The sequence below is a fragment of the Roseateles sp. SL47 genome, assembly GCF_026625885.1.
In the GTDB taxonomy this organism is placed as follows: Bacteria; Pseudomonadota; Gammaproteobacteria; order Burkholderiales; family Burkholderiaceae_C; genus Roseateles.
In genome coordinates, this window is record NZ_CP113068.1 from 1,066,635 (window position 1) to 1,081,737 (window position 15,103).

The 15,103-nt window shown below is 65.3% G+C and carries 14 protein-coding genes and 1 pseudogene; 9 read left to right on the forward strand and 6 right to left on the reverse strand.

Features of this window, described 5'->3' with window-relative positions:
• The first annotated feature begins 93 nt into the window (after positions 1–93).
• Entirely contained in the window at positions 94–1,734 is a 1,641-nt protein-coding gene (locus OU995_RS04630) for a peptide chain release factor 3 (protein WP_267834316.1), read from the forward strand.
• Between the two features lie 57 nt (positions 1,735–1,791).
• On the opposite strand, the gene OU995_RS04635 is transcribed toward OU995_RS04630, so the two are convergent.
• Positions 1,792–2,337 carry an outer membrane beta-barrel protein gene (locus OU995_RS04635; RefSeq protein ID WP_267834317.1) on the reverse strand — a complete coding sequence of 182 codons (546 nt, stop codon included), beginning with the start codon at positions 2,335–2,337 and terminating at the stop codon, positions 1,792–1,794.
• A 162-nt stretch (positions 2,338–2,499) separates the two neighbouring features.
• On the reverse strand, positions 2,500–3,456 hold the full coding sequence (locus OU995_RS04640; protein ID WP_267834319.1) for an MBL fold metallo-hydrolase: 957 nt from the start codon (positions 3,454–3,456) through the stop codon (positions 2,500–2,502).
• 235 nt (positions 3,457–3,691) lie between these two features.
• On the opposite strand from OU995_RS04640, the gene OU995_RS04645 reads away from it, so the two are divergent.
• Genes OU995_RS04645 through OU995_RS04665 form a run of 5 tightly spaced genes read left to right on the forward strand, consistent with a single transcriptional unit; the run spans position 3,692 to position 8,374 of the window.
• Positions 3,692–4,465 carry an ABC transporter ATP-binding protein gene (locus tag OU995_RS04645; protein ID WP_267834321.1) on the forward strand — a complete coding sequence of 258 codons (774 nt, stop codon included), beginning with the start codon at positions 3,692–3,694 and terminating at the stop codon, positions 4,463–4,465.
• The gene (locus OU995_RS04650) at positions 4,462–5,175 is read left to right on the forward strand and encodes an ABC transporter ATP-binding protein (protein ID WP_267834322.1); all 714 of its coding nucleotides are present in this window, start codon (positions 4,462–4,464) and stop codon (positions 5,173–5,175) included. The genes OU995_RS04645 and OU995_RS04650 overlap by 4 nt, the downstream gene beginning before the upstream one ends.
• Before the next feature lie 52 nt (positions 5,176–5,227).
• A complete protein-coding gene (locus OU995_RS04655) occupies positions 5,228–6,448 on the forward strand; it encodes an ABC transporter substrate-binding protein (protein WP_267834323.1) in 1,221 nt (406 codons plus the stop codon).
• 24 nt (positions 6,449–6,472) lie between these two features.
• Entirely contained in the window at positions 6,473–7,360 is an 888-nt protein-coding gene (locus tag OU995_RS04660; protein WP_267834325.1) for a branched-chain amino acid ABC transporter permease, read from the forward strand.
• A 24-nt stretch (positions 7,361–7,384) separates the two neighbouring features.
• A complete protein-coding gene (locus tag OU995_RS04665; RefSeq protein WP_267834327.1) occupies positions 7,385–8,374 on the forward strand; it encodes a branched-chain amino acid ABC transporter permease in 990 nt (329 codons plus the stop codon).
• Between the two features lie 127 nt (positions 8,375–8,501).
• Here the strand turns inward: OU995_RS04665 and OU995_RS04670 are convergent.
• Together OU995_RS04670 and OU995_RS04675 are read right to left on the reverse strand one after the other, a co-directional pair.
• A pseudogene (locus OU995_RS04670) lies at positions 8,502–9,035 on the reverse strand (IS5 family transposase); the annotation flags it as partial.
• A gap of 39 nt (positions 9,036–9,074) precedes the next feature.
• Positions 9,075–11,549, reverse strand: a complete 2,475-nt coding sequence (locus tag OU995_RS04675) for a hypothetical protein (RefSeq protein WP_267834328.1) — start codon at positions 11,547–11,549, stop codon at positions 9,075–9,077.
• A gap of 412 nt (positions 11,550–11,961) precedes the next feature.
• On the opposite strand from OU995_RS04675, the gene ubiA reads away from it, so the two are divergent.
• On the forward strand, positions 11,962–12,879 hold the full coding sequence (ubiA, locus tag OU995_RS04680; protein WP_267836178.1) for a 4-hydroxybenzoate octaprenyltransferase: 918 nt from the start codon (positions 11,962–11,964) through the stop codon (positions 12,877–12,879).
• 121 nt (positions 12,880–13,000) lie between these two features.
• On the opposite strand, the gene OU995_RS04685 is transcribed toward ubiA, so the two are convergent.
• On the reverse strand, positions 13,001–13,618 hold the full coding sequence (locus tag OU995_RS04685) for a DUF4337 domain-containing protein (protein ID WP_267834330.1): 618 nt from the start codon (positions 13,616–13,618) through the stop codon (positions 13,001–13,003).
• On the opposite strand from OU995_RS04685, the gene OU995_RS04690 reads away from it, so the two are divergent.
• Positions 13,611–13,739 (forward strand): hypothetical protein, encoded by a 129-nt coding sequence (locus tag OU995_RS04690; RefSeq protein WP_267834332.1) that lies wholly within the window; start codon positions 13,611–13,613, stop codon positions 13,737–13,739. The genes OU995_RS04685 and OU995_RS04690 overlap by 8 nt on opposite strands.
• Positions 13,740–13,902: 163 nt before the next feature.
• Entirely contained in the window at positions 13,903–14,490 is a 588-nt protein-coding gene (locus OU995_RS04695; protein WP_267834333.1) for a histidine phosphatase family protein, read from the forward strand.
• 49 nt (positions 14,491–14,539) lie between these two features.
• On the opposite strand, the gene OU995_RS04700 is transcribed toward OU995_RS04695, so the two are convergent.
• On the reverse strand, positions 14,540–15,094 hold the full coding sequence (locus OU995_RS04700) for a chorismate--pyruvate lyase family protein (RefSeq protein ID WP_267834335.1): 555 nt from the start codon (positions 15,092–15,094) through the stop codon (positions 14,540–14,542).
• Positions 15,095–15,103 lie beyond the last annotated feature (9 nt).

The window sequence follows — 15,103 nt, forward strand, 5'->3', positions numbered from 1 at the left end:
TCGCCGCTTCGGCACCCCTTCGGCCATTGATGGCCTGTCCAGCGCGCCTGACCGGGACACTCCCGGCCCTAGGTGCGAGTTCTCATTCGCGCCATGTCCACCGACCAACCCAGCCGAATCCAGTCCGAAGTGCGCCGTCGTCGCACCTTCGCCATCATTTCCCACCCTGACGCGGGTAAAACCACCCTCACCGAGAAGCTGCTGCTGTTCTCGGGCGCCATCCAGATCGCCGGCTCGGTGAAGGCCCGCAAGGCCTCCCGCCATGCCACTTCCGACTGGATGGAAATCGAAAAGCAGCGGGGCATTTCCGTGGCGTCCTCGGTGATGCAGATGGAATACCGCGACTGCGTCATCAACCTGCTCGACACCCCCGGCCACCAGGACTTTTCCGAAGACACCTACCGCGTGCTGACGGCGGTGGATGCGGCCCTGATGGTGATCGATGCCGCCAACGGTGTGGAACCGCAGACCCGTCGCCTGCTGCAGGTCTGCCGGGCACGCAACACGCCGATCCTGACCTTCGTCAACAAGATGGACCGGGAGGTTCAGGAGCCCCTGGCGCTGATGGACGAAATCGAGCGGGAATTGGGCATGACGGTGGTGCCTTTCACCTGGCCGGTGGGCATGGGCAAGCATTTCCACGGTGTGATGGACCTGCGCCAGAAGCGCATGCGGGTGTTTGCGCCGGGTGAGGACCGGGTGGCAGGCACCGAAGAGGTGCTGGATGGCCTGGACAATCCGGCCTATGCCGAGCGCTTTGGCATGCAATATGAGAACGCCCAGGGTGAAATCGAACTGGTGAACGAGGCGGCGCCCACGTTCAAGCTGGACGAATTCCTCGATGGCCGCCAGACGCCGATGTTCTTCGGCTCGGCCGTCAACAACTTCGGCGTGCAGGAAGTGCTGGACGCGCTGGTGGAGCTGGCGCCGGCCCCGGCGGAACGTGCGGCCATGCAGCGTGTGGTGCAGCCGGAAGAGCCCAAGTTCACGGGTGTGGTGTTCAAGATCCAGGCCAACATGGACCCGGCGCACCGGGACCGCATTGCCTTCCTGCGGGTGGCGTCCGGCCATTTCGAGCGCGGCATGCGGCTGAAGGTGGTGCGGTCCGGCAAGGAGCTGCGGCCCAACACGGTGGTGAGCTTCCTGAGCCAGCGGCGCGAGCTGCTGGACGAAGCGTTTGCCGGCGACATCATCGGCATTCCCAACCACGGCGTGCTGCAGCTGGGCGACACCATCACCGAGGGCGAAGCGCTGCAATACACCGGCCTGCCCTTCTTTGCGCCGGAAATGTTCCGGTCGGTGGAAGTGGCGGATCCGCTCAAGACCAAGCAACTGCGTGAGGGCCTGCGCCAGTTGGGGGAAGAAGGCGCGATCCAGGTGTTCCGTCCGGAGGCGGGCAGTGTGCTGCTGCTGGGCGCGGTGGGCCAACTGCAGTTTGAAGTGGTGGCGCACCGCCTGGAGCACGAATACAACGTCAAGGCCCGCATCACAGCGGCGCGCTACAACGTGGCGCGCTGGGTGACCTGCGACGAGGCCGACGGTGGCGAGAAGGAACTGCGCCGCTTCATCGACCACAACGCCCACCGGGTGGCGTGGGACGCGGTGAACGCGCCGACCGTGCTGCTGGAATATGCCGGCGAGCTTCGGGCCATGCAGGAGAACTGGCCCAAGATCAAGTTCCACGCCCTGCGGGAACATGCGGGGCTTGTGTTCCAGAAGCAGATGGACGCTTGATTCCTTGCTTCCGACTCCGCCGAGCGCGGGAGCGCCTGGCGGTGGGTCAGCGTGGAGTCAGTACCGCAACTCCCACCCCAGATTCCACACGTCCACATGGACCCCGGTGTAGCGTTCATACCCGGTGGTCAGTGCCATGTGGCTGCCCAGTTGAAGCGCCAGGCCGACACCGGCCGACACATTGGTACGGCTGGAACTGGGGCCGTTGTCGCGCTTCAGCGTGGTCTGGCCAACGCCAACCCGTCCGGTCACGTTGAACAGGCTGCTGATGGGCAGCGAGCCCGTCAGGGCCACGCCTGCGTGGCGGTCCGGATAGGCGTACTCACGATCCGGCGCAAACAGGTTGAGGTCGAAATTCAACCCGCGAAGAAAGACTTCCGCCCCCAGGTTCGGGGTGAAACGGTAGCCCAGCGCCCATCCCACCGACAAGGTGCTGCTATTGTCGTAGTTGGGGTTGCCACCGTGGGCAGCGCCCACCACGAACTGACCATACAGCCCTGGGCTCAGGGTGGGGGCCGGCTCATCCGCGCGCGCCGCGCCACAGGCAGCCACAGCCGCCATCAGCACCAGTGCAGACGCCTTGGTGGTCAAAAAAAGTCTCATGCTGCTCCCTTCCGTGGTGGATATCCGCCCCTCTCAGGCGGTGGTGCAGCATAACGATCTCCCGTCGCGGTGACACCACGCGCCCCCCCGTTGGCAGGAAAGACCCTGAGCATCGGCCAGGGTGCCGCCGGGGCGGGCGGGTGCAGCAGCGACGTCAAAGGGTCAGGGCTTGATGCTGTAGTTGATCGGCACCCACACGTAGCCCTTGCCCTCGGCCCGCAGGTGTCCGATGCCGGGGAAAGACAGGTGGGCGGCAGCCACGTAGTAGCCCTTCTTCGCCGCATCGGCAAACACCTTCTCACGCTGCGGCACCGCCTGCTTTGAGTCGCTATCGAAGTTGATGGCCACCGACGGCGTGGGGAACTGGACAGCCGCCACATGCATCAGGTCGCCCCACAGGGCCAGTTGCTGCCCCTTGCTCTCCACCATGTAGAGGGTGTGGCCCGGCGTATGGCCAGGTGCGGGCACGGCGCGGATGCCCGGCAGCAGGTCGGTCGCTCCACCAAAGGGCTTGACGCGGCCGGCGTCCTGGTACGGCTTGAGGGCGGCGATCACGCCCGGGAAGAACCCGCGATGGCCTTCCGGTTCCTTGGTGGCATTGGCGGCGTTGAGCCAATGGTCCGCGTCATGCTGGTCCATGCGCACCACGGCGTTGGGGAACACCGGCTTGCCATCCTGGGTGAGGCCACCGGCATGGTCCGGATGCAAGTGGGTGATGTAGATCTCATCCACCTGCTCCGGCTGGTAGCCCGCCGCCTTCAGGTTGGCCAGCAGACGGCCGGCCGTGGGGCCGAACAAGCCAGCGGCGCCGGTGTCAACGAGCACCAGCTTGGTGCCGGTGTTGATCAGGTAGCCGTTGACCGAGGTTTCCACCGGCGGCTTCAAATAGCTCTTTTCCAGGGCCTTCACCACCGTGCCAGGTTTGGCCTTGTCCATCAGCTGGTCCACCGGCAGGTCCAGCGTCCCGTCGTTCAGCGCGGTGATTTCGAAGTCACCGAGCATCATGCGGTAGTAGCCGGGAGCCTGGGTCTTGATCTGCGGCGCGGCGGCTTGCACGCCAGCCGCCGCCAGGGCGAAAGCGAGGGCGATGGGTGCAAAACGGGGGGTCAAACGAATCATGGCGACGCTCCTGATCGGGATGTTGCGAGGGATGGGCGCGGAGCATAGCCACATGCGGCGCGCTATGCCTTCTGGTGCACTCAAGTGCCTCTCCTTTGGCGGTGAGTTCCATCCAAGGGTTAGCCCTTGCGCAATGCTACGTAAAGGGTTTTACGCTCGCCGCTGCGGCGGGCCGCACCCTAAATTCCCCACTCCACTACAGAGGCACCGGACACCGGTGCCCGCCCTTGCGCCGATGAGCACACTCATCCTGGAGACACGCAAACTGACCAAGGAGTTCAAAGGCTTCACCGCCGTGGACTCCGTGGACCTGCAGGTACAGCGGGGGCATATCCATGCCCTCATCGGCCCCAATGGGGCTGGCAAGACCACCTGCTTCAATCTGCTCACCAAGTTCCTCACCCCCACCCGGGGCGCCATCCTCTTCAACGGCACCGACATCACCCGCGAGAAGCCCGCTCAGATCGCGCGCCGCGGGGTCATCCGGTCCTTCCAGATCTCGGCCGTCTTCCCCCACCTCACCGTGCTGGAGAACGTGCGCATCGGGTTGCAACGATTCACCGGCAAGAGCTACCACTTCTGGCGCGGCATGACCGCCCTGCGCGCCCTGGATGACCGCGCGCTGGCGCTCCTGGAACTGGTGGATCTGCGCGATGCCGCCGGCCTGCGCGCCGCCGACCTGCCCTACGGCCGCAAGCGCGCGCTGGAGATTGCCACCACCATGGCCATGGAGCCCGAGCTGATGCTGCTGGACGAACCCACCCAGGGCATGGGCCACGAGGATGTGGACCGTGTCACCGCGCTGATCAAGCGGGTGGCCGAAGGCCGCACCGTGCTGATGGTGGAGCACAACATGAAGGTGATCAGCAGCATCGCGGACCGCATCACCGTGCTGGCCCGCGGCGCCGTGCTGGCCGAAGGCGACTACGCCACCGTCTCCCGCCATCCGGCCGTGCTGGAGGCCTATATGGGCACCGACAGCACCGAGCTGCAGGGAGCCCACGGATGACCGCCCCGGCGCTGGAGATCCAGGGGCTGCAGGCCTGGTATGGGGAGAGCCACATCCTTCACGGGGTGAACCTCGCCGTTCCGCAGGGCCAGGTCTTGACGCTGCTGGGCCGCAATGGCGCCGGCCGCACCACCACCCTGCGGGCCATCATGGGCCTGACCGACCGCCGCAGCGGCTCCATCAAGGTGCATGGGCAGGAATGCGTGCATCTGCCCACCCACCGGGTGGCGCGGCTCGGCCTGGGCTACTGCCCGGAAGAGCGCGGCATCTTTGCCTCGCTCAGCACCGAGGAAAACCTGCGACTGCCGCCACCGCTCAAGGGCGGGCGCGGCAAGCAGATGTCCGAGCAGGAGATCTACGCCATGTTCCCCAACCTGGCGGAACGGCGGCACAGCCCCGGCACCCGGCTGTCCGGCGGCGAGCAGCAGATGCTGGCGGTGGCCCGCATCCTGCGCACCGGCGCCGACATCCTGCTGCTGGACGAAATCTCCGAGGGCCTGGCCCCCGTCATCGTCCAGGCCCTGGCGCGCATGATCCGCGCCCTGAAGGCCCAGGGCTTCACCATCGTCATGGTGGAACAGAACTTCAGGTTCGCTGCACCGCTGGCGGACCACTTTGTCGTGATGGAGCACGGGCAGGTCGTTGAGTCCTTCCCGGCGGCCGAGCTGGAGGCCAAGCGGGCCCTGCTCGACCAGTTGCTGAGTGTGTGATTCCCATCCCCAACAGGCCACCTCCCACAAGGCCGAGAACCAGGAGACAAGCATGGAAGTCCGGAAACAAGCCTCCCTCCAACCGCTGGCGGCGGCACTGCTGCTGGCGGGTGCCGTCGGCGGCGCGCAGGCCCAGATCTCGGGGGATGTCGTCAAGATCGGCATCATCACCGACATGTCCAGCGTGTATGCCGACATCGATGGGGCCGGGGGCGTCGAAGCGGTGAAGATGGCCATCGCCGATGCAAAGGGCATGGTGGCCGGCAAGAAGATCGAATTCGTCTTCGCTGACCACCAGAACAAGGCCGATGTGGCTGCCTCCAAGGCCCGCGAATGGTTCGACACCCAGGGGCTGGACCTGCTGATCGGGGGCACCAACTCCGGCACCAGCCTGGCCATGGCCAAGGTGGCCGCGGAGAAGAAGAAGCCCTTCATTTCCATCGGTGCCGGGACCTCGCGCCTGACCAATGAGGAATGCACGCCCTTCACCATCCACTATGCCTACGACACGGTGGCGCTGGCCAACGGCACCGGGGCTGCGGTCACGAAATCCGGCGGCAAGACCTGGTACTTCCTGACGGCCGACTACGCGTTCGGCACCTCGCTGCAGGCCGACACCTCCGCCGTGGTGGCCAAGTCCGGCGGCCAGGTGCTGGGCAGCGTCAAGCATCCGCTCAATGCCAGCGACTTCTCCTCGTTCCTGCTGCAGGCGCAGAGCTCCAAGGCCCAGATCCTGGGCTTGGCCAATGCGGGCGGCGACACCATCAATGCGGTGAAGGCGGCCAACGAGTTCGGCATCACCAAGACGATGAAGCTGGCCGGCCTGCTGATGTTCATCAACGATGTGCATTCGCTGGGGCTCAAGACCACCGAAGGCATGTACCTCACCGACAGCTGGTATTGGAACCAGAGCCCCGAGGCCCGCGCCTGGAGCCGTCGTTTCTTCGAGAAGATGAAGCGCATGCCCTCGTCGCTGCAGGCGGCGGACTATTCCGCCACCATGCACTACCTCAAGGCGGTGGAAGCGGCCAAGACGGATGACGGCGACAAGGTGGTGGCCCAGATGAAGGCCACGCCCATCAATGACTTCTACACCAAGGGCAGCATCCGCAAGGAGGACGGCCGCGGCGTGCACGACATGTTCCTGCTGCAGGTGAAGTCCGCCAAGGAGTCCACCGAACCTTGGGACTATTTCAAGGTGGTCACCCGCATTCCTGGCGAAGAGGCCTTCACCAAGCTGGCCGATTCGAAGTGCCCGCTGGTGAAGAAATAAGGTCGCAGCTCACAGGTCCGTGCAATGACTGACATCTTTGGCGTTCCCCTGCCCGCCTTGCTGGGCCAGTTGCTGCTCGGGCTTGTGAATGGCTCGTTCTATGCGATGTTGTCGCTGGGGCTGGCCGTGATCTTCGGCATGCTCAACATCATCAACTTCGCGCACGGCGCGCTCTACATGATGGGGGCGTTCCTGGCGTGGATGGGGCTGGAGTATCTGGGCATCAACTATTGGGTGATGCTGGTGCTGTCGCCCTTGGTGGTGGGGGTGTTCGGGCTGGTGATCGAGCGGCTGCTGCTGAAGTGGCTGTACAAGCTGGACCATCTCTACGGCCTGCTGCTGACCTTCGGCATCACGCTGGTCATCGAGGGTGTGTTCCGGTCGTTCTACGGTGTGTCCGGCCAGCCCTATGCGGTGCCGGATGCCCTGGCCGGTGCCACCAATCTGGGCTTCATGATCCTGCCCAACTACCGCGCGTGGGTGGTGGTGGCCTCGCTGGTGGTCTGCCTGGGGGTGTGGGCGCTCATCGAGAAGACATCGCTGGGCGCGACGCTCCGGGCGGGCACCGAGAACCCGCGGCTGGTGCAGGCCTTCGGGGTCAACGTGCCCCGCATGGTCACGCTCACCTATGCCGGCGGGGTGGCGCTGGCCGCCTTTGCCGGCGTGCTGGCTGCGCCCATCCTGCAGGTGAATTCGCTGATGGGGTCCAACCTCATCATCGTGGTGTTTGCGGTGGTGGTGATTGGCGGCATGGGGTCCATCCTGGGGTCCATCCTCACCGGCCTGGGCCTGGGCATCGTGGAAGGCCTGACCAAGGTGTTTTATCCGGAGGCCTCCAACACGGTGGTGTTCGTGGTGATGGCGCTGGTGCTGCTGGTGCGACCGGCAGGCCTGTTCGGCAAAGAGAAGTAAACCCCAACCAGGACACGGCGGGCCATGGATAAAAAGACTTCGGGCTATGTGGCGTTGGTGGCGGCGGTGGCGTTGCTGCCCTGGCTGGGCGTGTATCCCATCTTCGCGATGAAGGTGATGTGTTACGCGCTTTTCGCCTGCGCCTTCAATCTGCTGATTGGCTTCACCGGGCTGCTGAGCTTCGGCCATGCGGCTTTTTTGGGAACGGCGGCCTATGCGGCCGGACACGCGCTGAAAGTGTGGGGCTTTCCACCGCTGCTGGGCATTGCGTTCGGCACGGCGATGGCGGCGGTGGCGGGGCTGGTGTTCGGGCTGCTGGCGATCCGACGCTCGGGCATCTACTTTTCAATGATCACGCTGGCCCTGGCGCAGATGCTGTTCTTCTTCTTTCTGCAGGCCTCGTTCACCGGGGGGGAAGACGGTCTGCAATCGGTGCCGCGCGGCTCCCTGCTGGGGCTGCCGCTGGAGAATGACACCACGCTGTTCTATCTGGTCCTGGCCATCTTTGCGCTGGCCTTCTGGCTGATCTACCGGACGGTGCACTCGCCCTTTGGCCAGGTGCTGACGTCGATCCGTGAGAACGAAGCGCGGGCGATCTCGCTGGGTTATGACACCGACCGGTTCAAGCTGCTGGCCTTTGTGCTGTCGGCGGCGCTGGCCGGGTTGGCAGGCGCTACCAAGACCCTGGTGCTCGGATTTGCCACGCTCACCGATGCGCTGTGGACGACCTCGGGCATGGTCATTCTGATGACGCTGGTGGGTGGCATGGGCACGATGGTGGGGCCGATCATCGGCGCGCTGCTGATCATTGCCCTGGAAAACAAGATCGGCGACCTGGGCCAATGGCTGGCCGAGGTCACCGGCATCCAATGGTTTGCCGGGCTGGGGGAATCGGTCAGCCTGGTGACCGGGCTGATCTTCATCGTCTGCGTACTGGCCTTCCGCCGGGGGCTGGTGGGCGAAGCCGGTGCGCTGTGGGAGCGTTGGCGTCGGTCCGCTGCAGAGGTACGTTAATTCGATCATGCAGGAAGCTCTGCATAACCCGTTCGGCAGCTTGCGCTGAGCACGCCGTGAGCTCGGGCGCGATCAACGGATCCGTCGATCAACCTGCTGGACGCTCTCAACCCTTCTTCCGGCGCACTCATCCCCGCATTTCCATCAGCGGCCTTCGCGCCGTCCACACATTGGACAGCGCGAACAGCGTGACGATCTGACAGGGGTTCTTGAACAGCCGGCGGTATCGCACTTTGGTGAAGCCGAACTGTCGCTTGGGTACCCGGCAGGGATGTTCCACCGTGGCCCGGATGCTGGCCTTCATCTTCTCGGCCCGCTCGGCGATGAAGTCCGGCTCGATGAACGGGTTGAGCTGCCGTCGCTTGCCTGGACGCATGGCCACATGCCACGTCGGGCCTGCTGTTTCGGGGCGCTTGGGAATGCCTTGGTCGCCCGCGTCGCCGAACGCAAGCTCTTCATCGCCGTGCAGCAGCGCTGCGGCCACGTGGATATCGGCGACATTGCCCGACGTCGCCACCACCGTGTGCACCAGCCCCGAGGTCATATCCACGCCGATATGCGCCTTCAGGCCGAAGTCATCGTTGTTGCCCTTCTTGGACTGCTTCATCTCCGGGTCGCGCTCGCCCTCCATGTTCTTGGTCGAACTCGGCGCCGAGATCACTATGGGATGGGCCCGGAGTGATGCAGACCTTCCTTCGCTCTATTGCGTCAGCGCTTCCAGCTGCTTCAGCAGGGCTATCCATTTTTCCCGGAACGCGCGGCCGAACGATGCCGGATCGCCATCTTTGGGACGCAGTCCTGTCGAGTCGCCCAGGGTCGCCTTGGGCGCCGTGCCCACACGATCCTCAATGATGCGGCGCGTCACATAGTCGGCGAGCAGCGGAGGAAGATCGAACGCCATGGCGACAAAGGCGGCAATGGCCACCTGATCATCGGTCGCCAGATCAACACCACCAGTCGCCTTGCCCAGGTAGGCCGGCAGCACCCCTGCGGAAGCTTCGGCACGGCTGCGGCTCGGTGTCAATTGATCGTTGCCCACGACGGTGGGGCCCAGTGACGATATGACAGGCGCCATCGCCTTCTCCTTGCCGGTCACACGGGCGGCCTGCGCGCCAATCACTTCCAGGCTGGTACCGTCGTCCCCTCGTAGTCTCAGATTCAGGGTGGCGGACGGCTGCAGTGCCGCCAAAGGCTCCAGCCCGTCAAGCGCCACCGCAATGGCCTCAATTGCCTTGGCGACCACCTCGGGCTCGCGTTCGATCCGTTCCCTGCCATACCAGCGCTCCAGTGCAGCTTCAAGCTTTTCCTTCACGGGCCCTGCAGCGAGTTGCACCTCTTCCCGTGTTCTCTGCTGCTCCTCAGTGCCCCCAATGGACGCTGGCTGCGTAAATCGATGGTCCGCATCCGGAATGTCAGCATCCTTGTTTTCCAGCGCCGCCTTCAGCCCAGCATCCAGCGCCCCCGACGCCGATTCATCGGGGCCGACGGCGTACACGAGGTAGTCAAACGTTGAGTCGGGTGCGTCGGAAGCCTTGAGCACACGCTGCACGCCGGCTTGCGTCAGGATATCGGCCACCTTCTCGGTGTACCGGTCTTTTCCAGCGGTCACCGTCACCCCCTCAGTCACCCCCACGCCCGTCCGACGTTGGTAATCACCAAAGTAGGCCAGCACCACAGTCAAGTTGCTGGTCCTGATCTTGAAGTTCGCGAAGCCCTCGACCCAGGCAGGTTGGCTTGCCGCGAACCAGGTCACCTTGATGTCTGCCTTCGTGGCGCTGTAGGCCACATCCACCCCGGCGTTGGGCCCTGCCAGAACGATGCTGAAATCGGCCCCGCGTTGGCTCCTGACCCTGTTCAATTCGGAGTCCGGCTTGCCCAGTTGACGGTGGAACTCGTCCATGTCCAGCACGCGGACGTTGCCTCCGCTGGCCTGCCGACTCTCGAAGTCAGCCGCGTCGAGCGGCGGCTTGTGCTTGCCAATCCCCAAGGCAGAGACCAGGTGCCGCGCCCGGAAAGTCCCCCGGCCGGTCTCGACCTCGTAATATGCCTGGCCCGCTTCGGCCTTGCGGACGCCGCCACTGCGGATGTCCGTATCGATCTGCAGCACGCTATGGGCCTTCAACACCTGGGCCACCTCTACAGAAAAGTCTCCGGTGTCGGCGAAGCTTTCCGGGTCGTCCGCCCGGCCCCGCTTGGGGCTGATCCAACCCAATGGGTGGTTCACCGACTTGAAGGCGCGATCATTCCTGGAGCCCGGTTCCCAGGGCTGAACACGCCCGATCACCAGGGTCTGCAGCGGGTCGCTTCCCAGCCGGTTGGCCACCATGTGGTAGGCCACTGCCGGCCCCGCGCCCAGATAGACCGTGTCCCAGATGCGCTCGCGCCAGGTGGCTGAGGCGCCCGGCCCGTCCTTGGTTGACGACTCCCGCTGCTTTCTCACCAGCGCCGTGTAGACCTTCTTCAGGTGTTCCAGATTGTCCAGCGCGACCGGTGTGTCCCCACCCCGCGCCGTCTCGCTCTTGCCTTGGGGCCGCAAACCCACGGACCGCACGGCGTCGCGCACCCACATCTCATTGAAGGCACCACCCACCGCCTTGACCAACTGCGTGTGTTCGCCCGGGTTCACCGGGGGGCTCAAATCCGGCGCCGACAAGGCAACACTGCCAAGGCGGCCGAATTCCTTGGCCAGTTCAGTACTGAAGTCGTACGCATCCAGGCTGTGCCGCTCCAGCGCCATCACTTCATGGAACAAGGCCATCACGTGCTGGTCATTGTCCAGGTCCACCTCGCCATGCTCTGTGGCGTCGTGCGCCAGTTCAATCAGCCGGTGCCCCAGCGACAGGTTGTCGGGGTCCTCTCCAAACGCAGACTCAAACGCTTGCTGATCTTCCTTGGCAAGACGGGTCTTGATACGCTGAAACGCCGCTCGCACCCTTGGCTTCACATCCGCGTGGCGAGGCCGGCTCTCCAGACTGGCGCCCACATAGTCGATGCGACGCTGGTGGACACCCTGAACCACCTGCCGCTGCGCGAGCATGCGCGGAGACCGGTCCACCAAGTCTTGCAACGCCCCAAGGCGGAGCACCCCTTGGGACGCGATTCCCAGCGCTGGCTCGTGCTCGTGAGACAGGGGCGAAGGCTCATGCTGCTTCGGGGCTGGCGCTTGAATGCTCATGTCTGTCCTCAGGGAAGCTGCTTTCCGATGCGCTGATTTCAGCTCCTGACGCCTGACCCCACCGGCCCATCGCCTGCAAGCAGTTGACCGATCCGCAGGAGCATGGACGCCCGATGGGAGGAGCTGATGTCCATCAGCGTAGGAACGCTGTTGACCCTGCGCCATCAGCACGCATCGGAGATGAGGCGGACGAATCTCCCAGGAAAGCTCTGCAAAACCCCGAGTCTTTCTCCTAGGGAACCGCGACAACATCTCCGTCAGCAATGACGACGATCACTTGCGCCATCACGGCTGTCTCCGGGACGCGAGCATGGGAGGCTGGCACCTCTGTCCGCTCTACGACGTCTCCACCTCGGAGCTCCGTCGCAAGCTGGCCTCAGCAGAGCGGCAGCGCAACAACGACAATGGCGCCATGAATGCCCCCGCTCCTTCCCCGGCCCTGCCCTCGCGGCTGTCGCTCTATCTCAACCTGATCCGCTGGGACCGGCCGGCGGGCACCTATCTGCTGCTATGGCCCACCTTGGCCGCCCTGTGGATGGCGGCCGATGGATGGCCGGGGTGGCATCTGCTGGCGGTCTTTGTGCTCGGAACCTTCCTCATGCGCAGCGCCGGCTGCGCTGTGAACGACGTGGCCGACCGCGACTTCGACAAGCATGTCAAACGCACCGCCCAGCGCCCCGTCACCACAGGGTTGATCACGGTCAAGCAGGCGCTGACGCTGGCGGGAGTCCTGTCGCTCGTGGCGTTCGGGCTGGTGCTCACCACCAATGCGCCGACCATCCTGTTGTCCTTCGCCGCGCTGGCCGTCACCATCCTCTATCCGTTCACCAAGCGCTGGGTGTCGATGCCACAGGCGGTCCTGGGCGTGGCGTTTTCGTTCGGCATCCCGATGGCGTTTTCCGCCGTGCTGGGCGGGCGTGAATGGTCGCTGGAAGCCGTGCAGGCATCCGTGCCACTGGCCGCCTGGGGACTGCTGCTGGGCAATCTCTTCTGGGTGCTGGCCTACGACACGGAATACGCCATGGTGGACCGGGACGATGACATCCGCATCGGCATCCAGACCTCCGCCCTCACCTTGGGCCGCTTCGATGTGATCGGCGTGATGGGCTTCTATGGGGTCTTCCTGGCCTTGTGGGCGGCCCTGGGGCTGCAGCTGGGCATGGGCCATTGGTACCTCGCCGGCCTGGCCGTCGCCGCCGCCCAGGTGGTCTGGCATTACCGGCTCATCAAGGACCGCAGCCGCGAGGGTTGCTTCCGCGCCTTCCGCGAGAACCACTGGGTCGGACTGGCGATCTTCGTCGGCACCGTGCTTGATCTGAGCCTGCGCTGAGCCTGAATGAGCGGCGGCCTGCCATTGCGCCTGGCGGCCGGACCGGTGGCAGGGCAGCTGCGGTCGATGGCAGTGGCGGTGGCGGTGGCGGTGGCGTCAGGACAATAACCGGACGATGGCGTCAGGACAGTAACCGGACGATGGCGTCCGGGTGCAGCCCCCACCCGGCCAACCCCGCCACACCCATCATCACGCCCAAGGCCGTGGGCACCAGCGCCGCCGCATACAGCAGCCACAGCTGCGTCAGGGCGGTGATGGCCAGCATGGCGATGGCAATCGCCAGCAGCGCGTCCGACAGGTCGAACTGGTCATCCCGGTAGTTGAGCGCGTCATAGGTCTGCTGGTCCGCCTGGGCCTGCTGGCGAAGCTCTTCCTTCTTGACTTTCTGCTCCTCCGCCAGCGCCCGGTAATGGTCGATGGCTTTCTGGTAACCCTCGGCCGCCGGCGCAGGCGCCGACAACGCCTGCAGTTCCAGCTGCACCAGCGTCGAGCGGGCCACTTCTTCCCGCATGTTGCGGGCCTGGTAGAAGGCCCAGTGGTCGATGCGGTCCGCCTCGGCCTGCTGCATGGCCTGAACGATGTTGTCGTCCTTCACCTTGCAGATGCCCATGAAGGTGGCCAGGATCGCCACCGTCACGGCCACCGTGGCATTCAGCCGAGATCGTGGTTTCTCCGGCTCCAGGGGCAGGTCATTCACCTGCCGGGCGTTTTCAATCAGCTCTTCGGGATCGATGTCCATCGGGATCGTCGGCCAGGGGCCGCAAAGTCATGGTCAGCACAACGAGAACTCGGGGCCGGTGGTGGACCGGCACGCCCGCAGTGTAGGCATGCCGGCGGACGAAGAGCGCACGCCGATGTGAGCGTTACAGCCCATCTGCCCGTGCCAGCGGGGCCGCCCGCTCCGGCGGCGTCAGCACGATCTCCCGGCGCGTCTCCCCAGCGCAGGGTGGGGTGACTGGGCAGGCGCCCACACGGCTGATGCGGAAGCGGCATCATCCCGCCACCGACCCAACGGAGCCCTCCATGGACCGTCGATCCACCTGTCTGGGACTATTGGCCCTTCCGCTGACCTTCCGCTCCGTCCGGGCCGCTGAGGCCAGCGGGGATCAAGAGGTCCTGGCCCTGCTGCGACGCGGCGGCGTCGTGCTGGCGCTTCGCCATGCACGCGCTCCCGGCACCTACGACCCACCGAACTTCCGGCTGGGAGATTGCAGCACCCAACGCAATCTCAACGAGGAGGGCCGTTCGCAAGCGCGGCGGCTGGGCGAGCACCTGCGGGCCCGGCAACTGCGTCCTTCCCGGGTGCGTACCAGCCCCTGGTGCCGCTGCGTGGATACCGCCGAGCTGGCCTTTGGCAGCGCCGAACCCTGGGCCGCCCTGGGCTCACCTGTCATTGGCACCGAGGCCACCAATGCCGCCTCACTCGCCCAGCTGCAGCAGGCGCTGGCCGAGGCGGCGCAGCGGCCCGGACAGTTCGAGGTCTGGGTGACCCACATGTTTGTGCTGGGAGCGCTGGCGGACGGGAATGTGTCGTCCGGCGAAGGCCTGGTACTGGCGCCTGGTGAGCGGGGTCAGACCAAAGTCCTGGGGCGTCTGACCGTGGCTGGGTGACGGATGGCTCCACGCCAGCATTCAGCGCCAAGGGTTCAGCGCCCATGGTTCAGCGCCGACGCTTGAGCCGTAGCGGCCCTGGCGAGCGCTTCGCCACCTCCGGCACAAACAGCTCCATCACCCGCAGCTGCATGCCATGACGGGTGAACACCGAATTGCGCGACCACTGCATCTGCGCTGGGGCCGGTTCCCCGACCGCCGCCAGCCACTGTCGCTGCATCTGTCGCCGTGTAGGACCGTGACGCGTGACACGACGCGGCTGGAGTTCACTGCGGTGGATGCGGGGATCTTCATACAGCAGATGCCCCAACGGACGGCTGCCCAGGCCCTTCACCGCTTTCCAGGGGCCTGCCAGCGCCGCCGCATGCACCGCCGACCGGGCCCACACCAGCGGCAGGCCATCCACCCGCAACAGCACCTCACGCACCACCGTGCAGCCGCGCCGGGGCAGGCCGAGTGCGGCCCGCTCCTGCGGCCGCAGCGGTGCCACGCACTGACGCAGCACCTGCACCTCAAACCGGATGCCGGTGGCGGCCAGACGCTTACTCAGGGAGCCCGGTGCGCGCAGCCACGCGCGCAGGCCCCAACGGTCAGCCAGCCCCATCCTGAGCGA

Coding starts and splice junctions, on each gene's coding strand:
- OU995_RS04630 (WP_267834316.1), top strand. CDS start 94: ATGTCCACCGACCAACCCAGCCGAATCCAGTCCGAAGTGCGCCGTCGT.
- OU995_RS04635 (WP_267834317.1), bottom strand. CDS start 2,337: ATGAGACTTTTTTTGACCACCAAGGCGTCTGCACTGGTGCTGATGGCG.
- OU995_RS04640 (WP_267834319.1), bottom strand. CDS start 3,456: ATGATTCGTTTGACCCCCCGTTTTGCACCCATCGCCCTCGCTTTCGCC.
- OU995_RS04645 (WP_267834321.1), top strand. CDS start 3,692: ATGAGCACACTCATCCTGGAGACACGCAAACTGACCAAGGAGTTCAAA.
- OU995_RS04650 (WP_267834322.1), top strand. CDS start 4,462: ATGACCGCCCCGGCGCTGGAGATCCAGGGGCTGCAGGCCTGGTATGGG.
- OU995_RS04655 (WP_267834323.1), top strand. CDS start 5,228: ATGGAAGTCCGGAAACAAGCCTCCCTCCAACCGCTGGCGGCGGCACTG.
- OU995_RS04660 (WP_267834325.1), top strand. CDS start 6,473: ATGACTGACATCTTTGGCGTTCCCCTGCCCGCCTTGCTGGGCCAGTTG.
- OU995_RS04665 (WP_267834327.1), top strand. CDS start 7,385: ATGGATAAAAAGACTTCGGGCTATGTGGCGTTGGTGGCGGCGGTGGCG.
- OU995_RS04675 (WP_267834328.1), bottom strand. CDS start 11,549: ATGAGCATTCAAGCGCCAGCCCCGAAGCAGCATGAGCCTTCGCCCCTG.
- ubiA (WP_267836178.1), top strand. CDS start 11,962: ATGAATGCCCCCGCTCCTTCCCCGGCCCTGCCCTCGCGGCTGTCGCTC.
- OU995_RS04690 (WP_267834332.1), top strand. CDS start 13,611: ATGTCCATCGGGATCGTCGGCCAGGGGCCGCAAAGTCATGGTCAGCAC.
- OU995_RS04685 (WP_267834330.1), bottom strand. CDS start 13,618: ATGGACATCGATCCCGAAGAGCTGATTGAAAACGCCCGGCAGGTGAAT.
- OU995_RS04695 (WP_267834333.1), top strand. CDS start 13,903: ATGGACCGTCGATCCACCTGTCTGGGACTATTGGCCCTTCCGCTGACC.
- OU995_RS04700 (WP_267834335.1), bottom strand. CDS start 15,094: ATGGGGCTGGCTGACCGTTGGGGCCTGCGCGCGTGGCTGCGCGCACCG.